The following is a 19,928-nucleotide window of genomic DNA, read 5'->3' on the forward strand; positions in this document are numbered from 1 at the left end:
ACATTTACCACTCAAGCATTTATCAACTTGCGTATGGACAAAATTACTTTTGTGGTAAAAGCCGTAGGGATTTCATTTTTTCTTGCTGTTTTTGCGATTTATATTTTTCCGGCTTCAAATTCCACTACCCGTGAAATTTCTTACAACAAACTTACAGGGGTAGGAAATTCTACACCTGTGTCGATATATAATTCCGAAGAATTTTCTAACGGATTTCCCGGTAAATCAGCAGTTGCTGCTCCTGTTGTAAATATAGAATCTCAAACAAATGCTTCTTGTAGTGATAATGCGGATGGAAGTATAAACATTAGTATTTCAGGTGGGATTGATCCTTACTCTTATTCATGGACAGGGCCGGGTAGTTTTTCGCGAACAACGCAAAACATAACTAATCTTTCTCCGGGAACTTATTCTGTAACAGTAACTGATGATGACGGAAATACTTCAACTCCAAAAAACACTACTATAGTTGTTGAAGATAATGAAGATCCTACAATAAGAACCCAAAACATCACTGTTGAACTCGACGCAAACGGAAACGCAACGATTTCAGCCGAAGATATCGATAATGGTTCTGACGATAATTGTCAAATTCAGAGCCGCTCTTTAAATATTGCAAATTTCGACTGTGGTGATGTCGGGGCGAATACCGTTACACTTACCGTTACTGATGTAAATGGAAATTCTGAAACTGGAACTGCTACAGTTACTGTTGAAGACAAGATTGCCCCCACGGTTTTAACGCAGAACATCACTGTTGAACTCGACGCAAACGGAAACGCAGCAATTTCAGCCGAAGATATTGATAATGGTTCTACCGATAATTGTCAAATTCAGAGCCGCTCTTTAAATATTACAAATTTCGACTGTAGCGATGTTGGCGGCAATTCCGTAGAACTCACCGTTACTGATGTTAATGGAAATTCGGCTTCAAAAAATGCTACAGTTACTGTTGAAGATAATATTGATCCAATAGTCAGAACCCAAAATATCACGGTTCAGTTAGATGCCAGTGGTTCAGCAACAATTTCAGCCGAAGATATCGATAATGGTTCTGACGATAATTGCCAAATTCAAAGCCGCTCTTTAAATATTACAAATTTCGACTGTAGTGATGTCGGCGGCAATTTCGTAGAACTTACTGTAACCGATATTAATAACAATTCAGCTTCGAAAACAGCTACTGTTACTATTGAAGATAAGCTTGCCCCCACGGTTTTAACACAAAATATCACTGTTGAACTCGACGCAAACGGAAACGCAACAATTTCAGCGGAAGATATCGATAATGGTACCACCGATAATTGTCAAATTCAGAGCCACTCTTTAAATATTACAAATTTCGACTGTAGCGATGTTGGGGGCAATTCCGTAGAACTCACCGTTACTGATGTTAATGGGAATTCAGCTTCGAAAACAGCTACTGTTACTGTTGAAGATAATATAAAACCCGTAACTCCAACACTTCAGGATATCACCTGGAGCTGTGGAGAAGATGTTGAAATTCCCACCACCACAGATAACTGTGATGGTGAAATTACCGGAACCACCAATAATCCGTTGCAATATGACAGCTTTGGAACTTATACCATTACCTGGACGTTTACCGATGATTCAGAAAATGCAACTACGGCCGTTCAAAAAATCATTATTCCTGAACCTACTGTAAATCCGGTAAACGATATTGTGGTTTGTAATGGTGAAACTATTTCAGCTATAACTTTTGGAGGAAGCACCGTCACGGGCACCACTTATAAATGGACGAACAATAACGTTAATATCGGCACATCGGCCAGCGGCAGTAATCAAATTGCTGCTTTTGAAGCTAAAAACACTACGAACCAAATTATAACTGCTACTATTACTGTTATTCCTGTGGCAAACAATTGCGAGGGACAAAGCATCAATTTTACAATTTCTGTAAATCCTACTGCAACGATCACAAAACCTGCAGATATTGTGGTATGTGATGGTGCAGTTGTTGAAGAAATAGATTTCCCGGGAATATCTGTTAGCAATACCACAATTGGCTGGGCCAACAACAATGCTGCCACAGGCGTTGGAGCATCCGGCAGCGGTAATATTCCTTCTTTTACAGCTACCAATCCTACCGATGCAAGTATTTTTTCTACTATTACTTTAACACCTTCAGCAAATGGCTGCGAAGGAATTGAGGAAACTTTCACTATTGAAGTAAAACCCAATCCTACGGCTACTGCCCCGGAAAATAAAGTCTATTGCAACGGAACAACCGCCCCTGCTATTCCACTCACCGGTTCTCCCACAGGTGTGAAATACGATATTACCGGCGGAGCTGCAATAGGACTGTCTAACAGAACTGCAGTTTCCGAAATTCCTTCTTTTACTCCGGTTAACAATACCAATAGCCCGGTAACTGCTGAAATTATCCTGACACCAAAAGCTAACGACTGTACCGGAAATTCCGTAACTTATGAAGTGACGGTAAACCCTACTCCAAATGTAAACGTTACCCCTTCCAGCCAGTCGATTTGTTCCGGTGAAAGTACAGACATCTCCCTTTCGGGCACTGTGGCAGGCACGAGCTATTCCTGGACCATTGAGAATCCTGGTAACGTAGAAGGTGCCGCTGCAGGTGAATTAAGCCTTGCCGAAGTTCAAAACGGGAACAAAAAAATTATCCAGGAGTTAATCAATAATTCTACAGAAGCAAAACAGGTTATTTACAAAATAAAACCTGAAGCTAATGGATGTGCAGGAACACCTGTTTCTTTTGCGGTTACAGTAAATCCTAAGCCTGTCTTTAGTTTTATAATTGAAAATGTGTTGTGCTCACCGACAGATTTAACTGATCTACAGTTAAAAGACGGTTCCACCAGTGGCCTGAGTTTTACTTATTTCAAGAATGGAAGCCAAATTCAAAATCCCACAAATGTAAACGCAGGTACTTACATTATCCACGGAACAAATCCTTCAGGTTGTTTTCTTGAAACTGAAGTTACTGTTGAAAATTCTCCGGCGGTGGATTTACCTTCAGGAGCAGTCGCCACTTGTTCGCAACAACCATTCAGCTTCCAATTTACCGCAACAGACACAGAGCTAATAGAATGGACAAGGCTTCCTCACCCTTCAATTTCAGATAATTCCACCAGTTCAGGTACGGGTGATATTGCTGAAACATTAAACAATTCCTCCAATAATCCTATAGAGATCACCTATGAAATTGAACTTACTTCTTCCACCGGATGTATTACGACAGAAGAATTACATGTGAAAGTAAATCCTGCACCCAAGTTAACCAATTTACCCGCTCAGGAAGAATTGCCTTTTGAAATTTGTGGGGGAGACAGCTTTAGTTTTAATCCACAAAGCACAGCGGCCGGCACGAATTTTCGCTGGGAACGCGCATTTGTTCAGGGTATAGAAAATTCTGCTCAAAATGGCACCGGAGCGATTAACGAAAGATTGATCAATACCACTTCAGAAGCCATCAGCGTTTTTTATAAAATTTATGTGAGCAGCACAGTTTGTTCCAACCCTACACCATACGAAATTCCGGTCTTGGTAAAACCCGCTCCCGTTGTTGATGCTCAAGTAGCATTAGAAGGCTCTGAGAGCACAAGCGAGACTCTCGAGATCTGCCCTAACGGTGCTTTTGTAGACTTATATTCCTCTGTAAATGTAGCCGAAGGTTTAAACGCGGAGAACGCGACTCCGCAAAATAACATTATTGCAGCATGGAATTTCTCAAATAGTACCGATCGTGCGGCATGGAACAATCCAGGTTCGGGAAACAGGCAATGGAAACCAACTGCTAATGGAGACGGGGCACATAGGGGGCATTTCCCTAATGGCCAATATGGAGTTTTACCTTTTAATTATCCTGCCAACCAATCTCCTTTCTTTGCTATAGCCACACCAAACATATACGAAGAATATAAAGATGTTTCCCTCGTTAGCCCCAGCTTTAGTACAGTTGGGTATTCTGAGGCGACACTTTCTTTTCAACATGCCTTTAAAGATGGGGACAAAGACATACCTGATGTGGGAAAAGTACAGATTTCTATTGATGGAGGTAGTACGTGGACGGACAAAGCGATCTACAACTCCTTCATCGGCTCAAGAACCGAATTTAAAGATGGATTAACAGCCAATAATCAAAAAATATCCTTGCCAGCCAACACTCAAGATATTCGCATACGCTTTGCCTACACTAATGGCTATTCGGGTGATTCCTTCTGGGCTATTACCAACGTGCAAATAGACGGCGCGGGAAGCGGAGGCCCTAAAGTTACATGGACATCCTCTACAGACCCGGAGTGGACTTCTAACTTACAAAATCCTAAAACAGTGGGGCCTGTAACTTCAGAAACCATTTTTACAGCTACTTATTCTTACGATGAAATAGAATGCAGTGGCACAAATTCTGTCACCGTCAAAGTTAAAGAAGCATTACAGCCCAAAATAACAGCCAATTTCTGCCAATCTACAGAGACAAATACCATATCGCTTTCCGCAGACAGGGCTTATGACAGATACGAATGGACTACACTGGGAGAATATATTGCTAACACCAGAAGTATAGAGATCAATACCGCTCAGGAATATACTTTAAGGGTGTGGGAAGATGGATGTTCCAATACTACATCCCTAAACCTTTCGGGTAATTTGATCGAAAACGGTGATTTTGAACAGGGAAATACAGGATTTAGTACGGTTTACCAGTTTTTACAGAACGATCCCGGCAGGAAAACTGAGTTCTATGACGAAGGGGTTTATGCAATAGATACAGATGCAAATCAATACCACCAAGCTTTTACCAGGGAAGGTGACCACACATCGGGTACGGGCAATTTTATGATCGTAAATGGTGATGTAAACCAGGGAAAAGTGGTTTGGGAAACCAGCTTCTTTGAAGTTAAAGAAAACAGGGATTATTATTTTAGTGCCTGGACGATGAATATTGATACTGACTACGTCACCGAAGAAAGAAATTTTGCTGAATTAAGGATTTTAGTATTTGCAAGAGAAGGAAACGGCAATGAAGTTCTGGTTGCCGAATCTACTTTAGCAGATTTATGGAATGCACAGGAGAATAGAGGGATCCCTCCGGGAGAGTGGCTTCAGTTCTACAGCCCCACCTTCTGGAATTCCGGTTCTTACACTGAAGCCCGGTTGCAGATCATTAATGACAACACCTACGACCAGGGAAATGATTTTGGCTTAGATGACATTTCTTTTGCTGAACTTAATGCTGTTGAACTGAATTTTAATCCAACAAACGACGGTCCTGTTTGTGAAGGGGGAACTTTACAGCTCTTTTCAAATCTGGAGGATGGGCGGGATCCAATTACTTATAGCTGGACCGGTCCAAACAGTTTTACTTCAAATGAAGCCAATCCTGTTATAGAAGTAACTTCCATGAGTAATGAAGGAGATTACCGGCTAACAATAACCGATTTTTACGGCTGCTCCAATAACGAAAAAATCACAACCGTTGATATTATCCCTGAAACCGTAGTAAATGCCAGTGAAGACCAGGTAATTTGCGCAGAGACTGCAGAAATAGAATTAAACGGAACAATTACAGGATCCATTACAACAGGCTCCTGGCAAACAGAAGGCGGGGATAATTCCCGCTTCGCATCTTCTACTTCATTAAATACTCTTTATACACCCTCACCGTCTGAAATAGAAGCAGGAACCATAACTTTAATTCTAACTTCTGATGAACCAGATGTCCCATGCCAGCCGGTCCAGGATAGTATTACCATTACTATTAACCCTACTCCTGTTATAGACAGTATAGAAATCACCTCTCCCTTATGCTACTCCGGCAACGATGGTTCTGCAAAAGTTTTTGTCAGCAGCGGGACTCCGCCATTTTCTTATGAATGGAGCAACGGACAAACAGGTGAAGAAGCCACAGGTTTAACAGCTTTGGATGAGGCTGATGCATTAACTGTTACTATTACAGATGCGAATGGCTGCACCGTAACTTCAGAAAATATATTAATTGAAGAACCCAGCCTTCTGGAGATCACTTCCACTTCTTTTACAGAACCTCTTTGCTACAATGGCCAGGATGCTACCGCTACCATAGAAGTAGCAGGTGGTTTCCTTGCCGGTGCTGTTCCAAATTACAATTACCAGTTACTTAATGGCCAGGGAGACGTAGTATATTCCCAGGAAAATACCGAAGCCCCCAACCTTACCATTCCCGATTTAACTGCGGGAAATTATACTTTTATGGTAAATTCCCATTCCAGCTGCTCAGCGCTATCCCAAAGCCTGACTATTACCCAACCTCCCGAAATCTTAGTAGAGGCAGGTGAACCCGTTGTACCTGAAGAATGTGGAATTACTTCAGTAAAACTAGGCGCCACTCCGGTAGATCCGGCTCTCGGCACAGGAATGTGGTCCATTATTTCAGGTGAAGGCGGCTCTATACAAAACCCTTCCTCACCAGACAGCTATTTTACAGGACAATCAAATACCACTTACGAACTCCAATGGACAGTAACACCCATAACAGCTTGCCCCGACCTTAAGGACACGCTGGTTATTACGTTGCCTGAATCCTGCAGCAAACTTGATTTTGACGGAGAAGACGATTATGTGGATTTCGGAAATAATTATAATTTAATAAATTCTTCCGGCACTTTTACTTTGGAAGCCTGGGTTAAACCTCATGCTGTAGATGGCCTGAGAACTGTTATAGCCAAACGAAGCCTCAACGACCTTTCCTCTGGCGGCTATGATCTGGTAATTAACAATGGCTATCCTACCGTAAGATTCAACAATGTTTCTGTAGTGGCTGCTCAAAAAGTTTCTACAGACAGGTGGCACCACCTTGCCGCCATTCACACCGGATCCCAGATTCAGCTTTACGTAGATGGTATCAGGATCAAATCCCAGAACAGCAGCGCCAGTCCAAATGAAATCGCTGCACCTATGCTAATTGGAGCTATGTATGATCCATCTTCACCTGTTCTTCCGAAGAATTACTTTAAAGGTTGGATTGAAGAAGTAAGAATATGGGACACAGCTTTAACTCAGGAGCAGCTACGCTTTATGATGAACCAGAGGATCAAAAGCAATGGCGCTAAGGTTAAAGGAGAAATTATTCCGCTGGATGTTCCAGATATCACGTGGGACAAACTTTCGGGCTATTACAGGATGATCTCTGCTGAAGTGCAGAACGGAATAACCACCAATCTTGTTTTAAACGACATTAATGGTTATCTTAAAAACATCCGTACCAGTCAAAACAATTCCGCTCCCCTCCCCTATGAATCTGAACAAACAGGTAAATGGCATTTAAGAAGCACCTGGGATCCCGCTTCCAGTAAATTCTGGACTTTTCCAAACGACACGGGGATAAACGGCGATAAAATCGACTGGAACATTGTAAGAGCCCGTAACAATATTAATTCCGATCATGCCGATATTCAGGTGTTGGGACTTCTTGTGTCAAATTCAGGAATGGTGGATATGTTGGGCAGTAACAACTCAAGCGGCAACAGCCTTACCGTTTCTCACTACCTGGACCTGGACGGGGTAATCGACCTCAACGGGGAATCACAACTCCTCCAAAGCGAAGGCAGTATTCTTGCAGAAACCAGCAGTGGCTGTCTAGAGAGGGAACAGCAGGGAACAGCCAGCAGTTTTAATTATAATTACTGGAGTTCCCCGGTAGTTCCACAGGGAGCAGCAAATAATTCCGGTTATACAGTTGCAGGAACAATGATGGATGGTTCAAACACCGGCAACTTTGGAAAAGCAATGAATTTTGGCAATTCCCACACTTATGCCGATGGGGATTTCAGCACACCAAGAAAAGTCAGTAACTACTGGATCAATGCCTTTCGCGCCCGCACCGCAGATGCTTACAGTGCCTGGGAGCAAATAGGCAGCAATGCACAACTAAAGGTTGGGGAAGGATTTACGATGAAGGGAACTTCCGGCAAAGAAGAAGTTGAAGTCACAGATGAGCAAAATTATGTGTTTAAAGGAAAGCCCAATAATGGGGATATTACGCTGGACATTGGCCCAACTCAAAACTATCTCGTAGGAAATCCTTATCCTTCCGGTTTAAGTGTTAACCAATTCTTCCTGGACAACCTGAACATTCAGGGAGGAAGGAGCAACAAAAATGCTTTTAACGGCGCCCTGTATTTCTGGGACCATTTCTCCGGAAGAACCCATGTTTTATCAGAGTATGTTGGTGGTTATGCCGTACTTAACCTGGTAGGTTCAGTCGCAGCCATTGCTACAGACGAACGGATCAATGCCTCAGGTGCCGGAAGTACCCGTAGGCCGGGAAACGTGATCCCCGTGGGACAGGGCTTCTTTATTAATACTGAAGTTAATAACAATTCAGGAGGAGAATTGGCCGGAAATGGTGGTCAGATCAAGTTCACAAACAGTCAGCGCAGGTTTAGGAAAGAAGGATCAAATTCGCAGTTCCTTAAGCCCGAAATCAGGGAAAAGTCAGCAGAAACTGAAGAAAACAAGTCCCGGATAAGATTGAATTTCCATTCTCCTTTAGGATACCACAGGCAAATTTTGCTTGGTATAGATCAGCATGCAACCAATGCCTTCGATATAGGTTATGATGCACTGCTTAATGATTATAACCTTGAAGATATGTTCTGGCTCATCGATGGCTGGGAATATGTGATCCAGGGAGTAGGACATATTAATCCCGACCAGGTGCTGCCCATTGGCTTGCGGATAGAAAAAGCAGGAGAACTTCAAATTTTAATTGAAGAAATGGAAAACATTTCTGAAGATGTGGACATTTACATCAGGGACAAGTCTACAGAAAATTATCATGATCTCAGAGATTCAGAATTTACTTTAGAAATTGAGCCGGGAGATTATTACGAGCGCTTTGAGCTGGTATTCCAAAAACCTGAAATTCCCGAAGAGGAAGAAGAAAACACTGAAGAAGAACTTCCCGGGGAAGAGGAAAATCCCGAAGAACTTCCCGGCGAAGGTGAATCTCCTGAAGAAGGAGAAGACGGAACACCTGGCGAAGAAGAAAACCCTGAAGAGGGCAGTGAAAATCCCGATACTGAAAATCCAAAAGAGGATCCGGAGGATGAAAATGGGCAAAATCAGGCAGGGATTTCCGTAGAATATTTAATTAACAGAAAGCAACTGGTGATTTACAATCCCGGAGCTAAGAAAATTGATGAGGTACGGGTTTTCACCCTTAACGGACAACAACTAGAGACTTTTACCGAAGCCACAACAGAAAAAGAAATCTATCTCCACCTGATGCGACCGGTAAGTACCTCTGTTTACATAGTTAAAGTGCATACTGCTGAAAAAATCTACAATAAAAAGATCATTGTAGAAAAGTAGCTGATCACCACAATAAATAGATCCCGAAAATTGCCATTTTGGAACTGCCTCTAAAATGGCAATTTTCGGGCTTTATATTTCCCTCATGCTTCTATCCCCTTCAGTTTTTACAAACATTTCCTCCTAAAAACAAGTCTGAAAAGGCTTGTCTTCTATTGAAGGTTATTATTCCCTTATTAAATCCTAGAACTACGTCATTATGTAAGTATATTCTTTCATTTATTAAAATAATTATTTATCACGAAATCGTTATCGCTGTATTTTAACTTTATAATTTCTCTTTTTACCGATTTTGTACGTAAATTCGCTAATCCGTATCTAACTACATTGCGCATGGGTAAAATTACTCCACGGCTTAACGCCCTTATTTTACTAGCCTTTCTTTTTCTTTCTGTAGGAATGTTCTCCTCTACAGAAGGAGAAACCTATGTCGCCATCAGCATTAGTTCTAATCCCCAGGATGTCACCTGTATTGGTGGTTCTGATGGAGCTATTGATATTACAGTTTCCGGAGGATCAGGTGAATATGACTTTAATTGGAGCGGCCCAGATGGGTTTTGGAGTTCCAGTGAAGATATTTCAGGTTTAAGCGCAGGAACATATAATCTTACAGTTACTGATAATTCAAGCTCTACTCCACAGGAAAGCAGCACCTCTGTAAATATTTCTGAAGATGATGATGTAAATCCCACAATTTCTGCTCCTGCTGATATTACAGTAAATACAGATACTGATAGATGTACAGCATCAAACGTTACGTTGGGAACACCAGATGCAAATGACAACTGCGGGATACAAGGCATTACGAATGATGCGCCTTCAGTTTTCCCTATCGGAAACACTTTAGTTACCTGGACAGTGATTGACGATTCCAACAATACCGAAACAGCTACACAAAATGTAACTGTTGAAGATAATCAAAGTCCCACAATTTCTGCTCCTACCGATATTACAGTAAATACAGATACTGATAAATGTACAGCATCAAACATTACATTAGGAACACCAGATGCAAATGACAACTGTGGGATACAAAGCATTACGAATGATGCGCCTTCAGTTTTCCCTATCGGAAACACTGTGATTACCTGGACAGTGAGCGATGATTCCAACAACACCGAAACATCGACACAAAATGTTACCGTAGAAGATAATCAAAATCCTGGTATTTCTCCTCCTGCTGATATCACAGTAAATACAGATAGTGATAATTGTACAGCATCAGAAGTTACATTAGGAACACCAGATGCAAATGACAACTGCGGGATACAAAGCATTACCAATAATGCACCTTCAGTTTTCCCTATCGGAAACACTTTAGTTACCTGGACAGTGATTGACGATTACAACAATACTGAAACAGCGACACAAAACGTAACTGTTGAAGATAATCAAAATCCTGTTATCATCCACAGTGGAAATCAAGACATAGAAAATGACACAGGGGAATGTGGCGCTTTTGTAGAAGTTAGTGCTAACGCTGTTGATAATTGCGGTGTACTCGCTCCTGCCGGGACCCGAAACGACGGAATGTCTTTGACAGACCCTTATCCTGTGGGAACCACGATTATTACATGGCAAGTTCTGGATAACAACGGAAATTCCGCAACTGCTGTTGAACAGCATGTGACAGTACAGGATAAAGAAGCACCAGCATTACCAGAAATTCAGGACATAATCTCAGGCTGCGAATATACTGTCACCGCACCTGTAACATCAGATAATTGTTCCGGCGAAATTACAGGAACCACATCAGATCCATTATCTTATTCTACTGAAGGGACGCATACCATAACCTGGAAATTCCAGGACGATGCAGGAAATACTTCATCCTTAAATCAGGAAATCACAATAAGTCCGTTAGGAGCTGAAATTGAATTTGAAAATATTTCCTGTCATGGAGCCAATGACGGCAGCATTGAAGTAATGTTTGCTTATGGTGGACATGATAGTTTTGAGTACAGCATTGATGGAGCGAATTGGCAAACCAATAATAGTTTTTCCGCACTTGTACCTGGCATTTATAATATACAACTGAGGGATAGCAAAAAACCGGACTGTGTCCTAGTACTTGATGCTGATTTAGAAATAACCCAACCAGAAGTGCTTACCTCGGCAATAGATTCTAAAACTGATGTGCTCTGTAAAGGACTTGCTACAGGTGAAATAACAGCTTTGGCTACCGGAGGAACAGCACCGTACACCTTTTCCTGGGGTTCTTTAGGGTTTGGTGAAAGGAAACAGAACCTTCCCGCAGGAGAATATAAGCTTACCGTGATTGATGCTAATGGTTGTGAAACCGCTCCTATAACCGTGGAAATTACTGAGCCAGAAAGCTTCATAGAAATTACCGAAGTCAATTCCACCTCAGGTTGTTTTGGGGAAAACAATGGCACAGCAACGGTTAGTGCAACAGGTGGGACCGGAAATTACTCCTATTTATGGGATAACGGACAAATAACCCAAACGGCAACGGGATTGGCACCGGGTGAACATACCGTAATAGTTACAGATGAAAATGACTGCCAGAAAGAAAGAACTATAACCGTCTCAGCCCCTGCAAAATTAGAAATTAGCGGCTTTCTCACTACAGAAACCACTTCATATGGTTCTGCCACAGGTAGTGCTACAGTACAGGTGACAGGCGGAACCCCTACATATAATTTTGAATGGTCTAACGGGCATGTGGGGCAAACAGCAAGCAACCTTCTTGCAGGAACTTATTCTGTTACTGTTACCGACAAAAACGGCTGTACTACCACAAAAGACGTAGTGGTGGTAGATAGTCTGGATGCAGAAATCCTGCCTACCTCAATTTGCGATAATAAGGAAGATATTATCCGTACTTCTTCATTCACCATTGTAGATGGCGGGGCACGGGGAGGAACTGCTCCTTATAAATATGAATGGACATTTAAGGGAGATGCTTCAATATCAAACTATACCGGTCTTGAAACTCCAAAAATTAAATATGGATCTATTGGAGATAAGGAAATTAGCGTAAAAATCACAGATGTTAATGGACTAACACTTACTAAAACAATCATACAGTATGTTGGAGGCTGTTTTTCTACAGATTGCGGCTCTAATGATTTAACTGCAGATGATTACTACATTGGGGATAGCAGCGGCACTCCAATCACTGCAGAAAATTGTGGAAGTGCAGAGGACAGATTTATATATATTTACATCCCTTCCAATCCATCCCGTTACTCTTTGAGCGTGGAATTTATATTTTCTATTGAAGATATTGAATCGGGAAATATCCAGAACTTTAAGGAGCTGGGTTGTTTTTATGAAAAAGAAGCTATCCCAGACAGAGCAAAGACTTTTAAAATAGATTACTCCTGTGGGGACATTGTTAAAATTGAAGGTATCCGTTTTACCTTCAGCAATAAGAAAAATGATGAATGTGGTGAGGGAAATAGACCTAAATGCTATTCCACAAACAACGAAACAACTGTGTTTTCTCCTTTGTATGCCGTGGCCTTTGCCAACGAGTTGTTATGTAACGGTTCAGAAGATGGAAAAATCACCATCAGGGCTTCGGGAGGAGTTCTACCTTATCAATACTATCTTAATGGAGAACTTCAGCCCGACAACATAATAGAAGGACTTGCCGGGGGTACTTACAATATTGAAGTGAGGGATGCCGACAATAAAAGCCATTTTCTCACCACGGAAATAAAACAACCTACTACTCCTCTTCAGCTTAACTTGATTGAACAAACCGATATCACCTGCTTTGGCGGTACAGACGGGACGGCCACTGTAGCTGCAGAAGGAGGCACTCCTGCAACTTCAGGAGAACCTTATATTTATGTTTGGGATAATGGACAGACCGGGCCTACAGCGACCAATCTTGAAGCAGGAGATTACAACGTTAATGTAATAGATGCCAACGGATGTACAACCTGGCTTACTGTGACTATAATCCAGCCCGATAAACTAGTTGCTGATGCAGGCCCCGACCAGGTCCTTAACTGCGGAATTACGACAACCTTTTTAGCTGCAAGTCTTTTAGCTGAAGATTCAGAAGAGTTTACAGGAGAGTGGACCATTATTAATGGTCCTGCCGGTGGTGGTTTTACAGATGCAACTAATCCTCTAACTAATTTTACAGGGGCACAGGGTACTTATACATTAAGATGGAGCATTGACTGTGGTATGTCTGATGATGTCAAAATCACATTCAGCAATTGCAACACGATTGATTTTGATGGCGCAGATGATTACATTGTCTTTGGAGACAATTTTAATAGTAGTACCAATTTCTCACTGGAAGCCTGGACTAAACTATCGACTGAAGCTTCTTCGGGTGTAAAGACAGTTCTCTCAAAGCGAAACATGGCAGAATATAGCAGCAGCGGGTATGATCTTATAATTGATAACAGAACTCCCAAATTCCGATGGAACGGAAATGTTATTTCATCATCAGACCCTGTAAGCACAGATCGATGGTATCATCTGGCTGTAATAACAAATAATGATAGCACTTATCTATTCGTGGATGGGATACAGGTGGCACAGGGAGATGCTGCTGCACCAACAGCAAATAATTTTCCGTTTATAATAGGTGCTATATATAATAGTGAAACCCCGGCTGTTCCTTCAAATTATTTTCACGGCTGGATTGAGGAAGTAAGAATTTGGAATACTGCACTAACCACTAACCAGCTGCATTTTATGATGAATCAAAAATTGCAGAAAAGTGGGGATAACGTAAAAGGTCAAATAATTCCTCTTGATGTTCCTGGAAGTCTCGCCTGGGAAAACTTAGAAGGGTATTATCAGCTCGAAAATATTGAAAACGGTTACACCACGAGTGAGAATTCTTCAGGTATAAATGGTAGAATGGTTAACATCACTACAAGCCAACAAAGAACTGCACCACTACCCTACATTTCAGCCAGAATAGGATATTGGTTCACAGATAATACCTGGATGAGACCTCAGGTATGGGATCCACCTAACAGCAGAGGAATTAATGGCGAATTTATTAATTGGAACATTGCACAAATTTCACATAAAATCAATTCCAATTTACAGGATATCCACATTCTGGGGTTAATTTCAAAAGAAGGAGCTCCACAGCGTGAAAACAGCACATTGAAAATGGAAGGTTCTGTAAACAATGCCTCAGGAAACGGGCTGACCATTAGCCATTACCTCGAGCTTAATGGAGTAATAGATTTAAATGGAGAGTCACAACTCATCCAAAGTGAAGGTAGTACACTTGCTGAAACGAGTAGCGGTTATATTGAGCAGGAACAACAGGGAACTGCCAGCAGTTATAATTACAACTACTGGAGTTCGCCGGTAGTTCCCCAGGGAGAAGCAAATAATTCCGGCTATACGGTGTTTGGTGTTATGAAGGACGGATCGCCTGAAAGTTTTGGTCAAAATTTAAACTTTGGAAATCCACACACTCATGCAGATGAAGGGTTTACAACCCCAAGAAAAGTGAGCAATTATTGGATAAATGCCTTCCGTGCACGTACAGCAGACGCTTATAGCTCATGGGAGCAGATTGGTAGCAAGGTATCTTTAAAAACCGGAGAAGGTTATACGATGAAAGGTACATCTGGCGATGCCAAAATTACTACTTTACAGAATTACTTATATAAAGGAAAACCAAATAATGGCACCATTTCTTTAACTATAGGAAGCAATCAAAATTATTTGATTGGCAATCCCTACCCTTCTGCTTTGAGCGTAAGCGAATTTTTTCTTGACAACCTTAAAGATATTAACGGCGGAAGAAATGACAAAAATGCTTTTAACGGCGCTTTTTATTTCTGGGACCATTTCTCCGGAAAAACACACGTACTATCCGAATATGTAGGAGGTTATGCAGTACTTAATCTCGTAGGGGCCGTTGCGGCAATTGCTACAGATGAAAGAATTAATGCCACAGGCGACAGCAGTGAGAGAGAACCAGGAGATTTTATTCCAGTAGGCCAGGGCTTCTTTATCAATACTGAAATAAATTCCTCTACAGGAGGACAGCTTACAGGAAATGGCGGTGTAGTTAAATTTAAAAACAATCAAAGAAGGTTTAAACAAGAAGGATCAAATTCGCAATTTCTTAAGCCGGAAATCAGGGAGAAAGCAGCAAAAACTGAAGAAGAAAAGTCCAGAATCAGATTAAATTTTAAATCCCCATTAGGATATCACAGGCAAATACTCCTGGGAGTAGATCAATATGCCACTAACGATTTTGATTTGGGTTACGATGCTCCACTTAATGATTATAATTTGGAGGATATGTTCTGGCTTATTGATGGCTGGGAATATGTAATCCAGGGTGTCGGCCATATAAATCCTGAACAGGTACTGCCATTAGGACTGCGCATTGAGAAGCAGGGAGCGCTTACTATCCTAATCGACGAACTGGAAAATATTTCTGAAAATGTGGAAATTTACATCAGGGATAAATCTACTGAAACCTATCACGATCTTAGGAATTCTGAATATAACTTAGAAATTGAACCGGGAGATTACTACGAGCGCTTCGAAATTGTATTCCAAAAACCGGAAATACCTGAAGAAGAAGATCCTGAGGAAGAAGAAGAGGAAGACAATCCTGAAGAAATTCCCGGAGATGGTGAATCTCCCGAAGATGGAGAAGACGAAACACCTGGCGAAGATGAAAACCCTGAAGAGGGCAGTGAAAATCCTGATACCGAAAATCCAAAAGAGAATCCGGAGGATGAAAATGGCCAAAATTCCGCAGGGATCTCTCTAGAATATCTAATGGATAGAAAGCAACTGGTAATTTACAATCCAGATGGCCAAAAAATTGATGAAGTACGAATTTTCACCCTGAACGGACAGCAATTGGAGACTTTTACTGAAGCTACAACAGAGAAAGAAATCTATTTTAACCTTATGCGTCCGGTAAGTACTTCAGTTTACGTTGTAAAAGTCCATACTTCAGAAAAAGTCTACAACAAAAAAATTATTGTAGACAAATAGATGACTACGGTAAGGAATGGATGCCGAAAATTGCCATTTTAGAGATGCCTCTAAAATGGCAATTTTCAGCCTTTATATTTTAACGGAAGGTGTACCACTTTTTTGGTTTCGTAGAAATCTTCTTCAAAATAATCTGTGAGATTATAAATTTTGGCCGTTTTATAGTCCTGAAGTTCTTCAGAAAGATCGCCACCTTTAAGATAAAGGATTCCGTTTTTGAGTTCGTGATTACTTTTTTTGGCTATTTTACCTTTTGTCCAGTGAACAAATGTAGGCATGGCTGCCACTGCCCTGCTTACTATAAAATCGAATTGGCCTTTTATCTCTTCTACCCTCGCATTGGTGGTTTTTACGTTATGAAGCTGTAAACCTTCAGCTACTTCTTCTACCACCTTAATTTTTTTTCCGATGGAATCGACGAGGTGAAATTTCGTTTCGGGGAAAAGAATAGCCAGGGGTATTCCGGGAAACCCGCCACCGGTCCCCACATCAAGAATTTTCGCACCGGGATTAAATTGCTGGATCTTCGCAATTCCCAGTGAGTGTAGCACATGCCTTAGATATAGTTCATCGATATCTTTACGGCTTACTACATTTATCTTTAGGTTCCAGTCTTTATAGAGTTCTTCAAGTTTTCTGAATTTTGTTTGCTGATCTTCAGATAAATCGGGAAAATATTTAAGTATTAATTCCAATTATTTTTACTTTTTGGCAAAAGTAGCAATTTGCGGCTTAAAAGTTGCAGTTTTAATTCATTCACAAAATTTAATATTTTACCTTTGAACATTAAAGCAAAAGCAATGGAAGCACCCCAAGATAATAATATCCGATTCTCCCGGGTCGATTCAGCAAAATTTTTCAGAACACTTAATAAACGGGTAAATTCCTATTTTAAAGAAAATAATTTAAGAAAAACAGGAAACTGGAAGCTTCACTTAAAGGCTTTGGTTATGTTTTCCATATTCCTGACGCCGTACTTCCTTATCCTGACTTTGGATATTTCCCAATGGTGGATGTTACTTTTAACCGTAGTAATGGGAGCCGGAATGGCCGGTGTGGGAATGAACATCATGCACGATGGTAACCACGGATCTTATTCTTCAAAGAAGTGGGTCAACAAATTTATGGGAGGCACCATCTATGTTTTAGCGGGAAATGTGTACAACTGGCAGGTGCAGCATAATGTTTTGCACCATACCTATACGAATATTCATGGACACGACGAAGACCTTGATGCAGGACGTATTATTCGATTCTCAAAACATGCGGAATGGTTAAAAATCCACAGGTTTCAGCATTATTATTCCGTTTTTCTTTATGGATTGCTAACATTTAACTGGGCAATAACCACAGATTTTAAACAAACCAAAAGATATTTAAAAAAGAAGTTATCCTACGGAAAATTACCGAATCCTGTCACCCAATGGAGTATTGTGGCAATTACAAAACTAATCTATATTTCCATTTGGATTGTGCTGCCTATGCTTATTTTATCTGTTGCCTGGTGGAAAATCCTTATAGGTTTTTTTGTAATGCATTATACCGCAGGCCTCATTTTGAGTATTGTTTTTCAGCTTGCTCATGTGGTAAAGGAAACCGATATGCCGTTACCGGACAATACAGGCTCTATGAAAAACACATGGGCAATCCATCAATTATTTACTACGGTTAATTTTTCTACCAAAAACAAACTTGTGAACTGGTTTACCGGCGGATTAAACCACCAGGTTGAACATCATATTTTTCCCAATATCAGCCATATTCACTACTCTAATATTTCAAAAATCGTAAAGCAGACGGCACAGGAATGTAACCTGCCTTACAACGAATATAAAACCACACGCGCAGCTATAAAAGCCCATTTTCAGTTTTTAAAAGAGATGGGTTCAAAACCTGCAATTTCAAGTTAAACAACCTTTTTTAATCAACTAAGATGCAAGAAAAATTATCAAACAGGATTAACAATTTAGCAACGTCCCAAACCCTGGCAATGGCGGCAAAAGCGCGTGAATTAAGAGCCGAAGGAAAGGACATCATTGGATTAAGCTTGGGGGAACCCGATTTTAATACTCCGGATTTTATCAAAGAAGCTGCCGTACAGGCGATTAATGATAATTATAACTCTTATAGTCCGGTAGATGGTTACGTAGAGCTGAAAGATGCTGTAATCACAAAATTTAAAAGGGACAACAATTTAACTTATAACCATTCGCAGATCGTTGTTTCTACCGGAGCCAAGCAATCGCTTGCTAACGTTGCATTGGTTCTACTAAATGAAGGAGATGAGGTTCTCCTGCCCTGCCCTTACTGGGTAAGTTATGCCGAGATAGTGAAACTGGCTGAAGGAGTTCCTGTTGAGGTTCCAACTTCTGTAGAGACTAATTTTAAAATGACTCCGGAGCAGCTGGAAAAAGCAATTACTCCAAAAACAAAGATGATCTGGTACAGCTCTCCCTGCAATCCCAGCGGAATGGTCTACAGCAAAGAAGAATTAAGAGCTTTAGCTGATGTATTGGCAAAGTATCCCGATATTATAATAGTTAGCGACGAAATTTATGAGCACATCAATTACGGGGATGGGCACGCCTCTATGGCCGAATTTGAAGATATGTATGAGCGCACCGTTACTGTAAACGGAGTAGCCAAAGCCTTTGCTATGACCGGGTGGCGTATAGGTTATATAGGTGCTCCGGCATGGATTGCCCGCGCCTGCAATAAACTACAGGGCCAGGTAACAAGTGGAGCAAATTGTATTGCGCAACGTGCCGTTATCACCGCGCTCGAGGCTCCTGTTAGCAAGATTAGTTATATGGTGGATAAATTTAAATCCAGACGTAAACTGATTATTGATCTTTTAAATGAAATAGAGGGCTTCATTACAACTGAGCCGCAAGGTGCTTTTTATGTATTTCCTAATATTTCGTCCTTCTTCGGAAAAACAATAAAGGGCCATAAAATAGAAAACGCCACAGATTTTTCTATGTTTCTATTAGAAGAAGCTTTGGTGGCTACGGTTACAGGAGACGCTTTTGGAAATGCAGATTGTATAAGAATTTCCTATGCAGCCAGTGAAGAACAAATTGAAGAAGCTTTAAAAAGAATAAAAACTGCTGTTTCTGAAGCATAAAAACCAAGATTTTGATATTTTAAATTTTAAACCTCACAGTTCTCCGGGATCTGTGAGGTTTTTTTATTGATTATTCTGATTAAACGCTATTAAATCAGACACCCTTCCGTCTTTATCAGCCTCTGGCTGACAAACCCACCTTCCCTTGAAAAAAGGGAAGGAACTTTGGTAGTATCCGGTTAGCCCTTTTTAATTCTGCAAGGTTTATAAAACCATGGGGCCTTATTTTTTTAAGATGATGCCGGAAAAATGGCCAATATCGGCTTCTAATAAAAAATCCGCGTGAGGGATAGGAGCGGCTACCTTGTAGCGCGGATAGCCCGGCCCGAAGGGCACGCCCTAATCAAAAACCTTGTTAAAGTTTCGGAAATAGGATGATGATTAATATTAACCTGAGTTCGATTAAAAAATAGCCAGCTGTTGTGTCTGGCGAGTTTGATATTTGATGGATGGTTTTTTGGGCAGGAAACTG

General features: G+C 41.0%; 5 protein-coding genes. 4 read left to right on the forward strand and 1 reads right to left on the reverse strand.

What is annotated here, in order from left to right; genetic code table 11:
- Nucleotides 1-33: 33 nt before the first annotated feature.
- Both RM545_RS12540 and RM545_RS12545 read left to right on the forward strand, forming a co-directional pair.
- Nucleotides 34-9,351, forward strand: a complete 9,318-nt coding sequence (locus tag RM545_RS12540) for a DUF8693 domain-containing protein (RefSeq protein WP_311495624.1) — start codon at nt 34-36, stop codon at nt 9,349-9,351.
- Nucleotides 9,352-9,684: 333 nt separating this feature from the next.
- Nucleotides 9,685-16,329: a DUF8693 domain-containing protein gene (locus RM545_RS12545; protein WP_311495625.1), complete on the forward strand. Its 6,645-nt coding sequence runs from the start codon at nt 9,685-9,687 to the stop codon at nt 16,327-16,329.
- A 65-nt stretch (nt 16,330-16,394) separates the two neighbouring features.
- Here the strand turns inward: RM545_RS12545 and rsmG are convergent, their stop codons facing one another.
- Entirely contained in the window at nt 16,395-17,024 is a 630-nt protein-coding gene (rsmG, locus tag RM545_RS12550) for a 16S rRNA (guanine(527)-N(7))-methyltransferase RsmG (RefSeq protein WP_311495626.1), read from the reverse strand.
- A gap of 105 nt (nt 17,025-17,129) precedes the next feature.
- On the opposite strand from rsmG, the gene RM545_RS12555 reads away from it, so the two are divergent.
- Together RM545_RS12555 and RM545_RS12560 are read left to right on the forward strand one after the other, a co-directional pair.
- On the forward strand, nt 17,130-18,239 hold the full coding sequence (locus RM545_RS12555) for a fatty acid desaturase family protein (protein ID WP_311495627.1): 1,110 nt from the start codon (nt 17,130-17,132) through the stop codon (nt 18,237-18,239).
- A 23-nt stretch (nt 18,240-18,262) separates the two neighbouring features.
- Entirely contained in the window at nt 18,263-19,456 is a 1,194-nt protein-coding gene (locus tag RM545_RS12560; protein ID WP_311495628.1) for a pyridoxal phosphate-dependent aminotransferase, read from the forward strand.
- The last annotated feature ends 472 nt before the right edge of the window (nt 19,457-19,928 follow it).

The sequence above is a fragment of the Autumnicola lenta genome, assembly GCF_031846515.1.
In the GTDB taxonomy this organism is placed as follows: Bacteria; Bacteroidota; Bacteroidia; order Flavobacteriales; family Flavobacteriaceae; genus Autumnicola; species Autumnicola lenta.

Excerpts from the sequence above, each read along its gene's own strand:
- RM545_RS12540 (WP_311495624.1), top strand. The coding sequence starts at position 34 with ATGGACAAAATTACTTTTGTGGTAAAAGCCGTAGGGATTTCATTTTTT.
- RM545_RS12545 (WP_311495625.1), top strand. The coding sequence starts at position 9,685 with ATGGGTAAAATTACTCCACGGCTTAACGCCCTTATTTTACTAGCCTTT.
- RM545_RS12555 (WP_311495627.1), top strand. The coding sequence starts at position 17,130 with ATGGAAGCACCCCAAGATAATAATATCCGATTCTCCCGGGTCGATTCA.
- RM545_RS12560 (WP_311495628.1), top strand. The coding sequence starts at position 18,263 with ATGCAAGAAAAATTATCAAACAGGATTAACAATTTAGCAACGTCCCAA.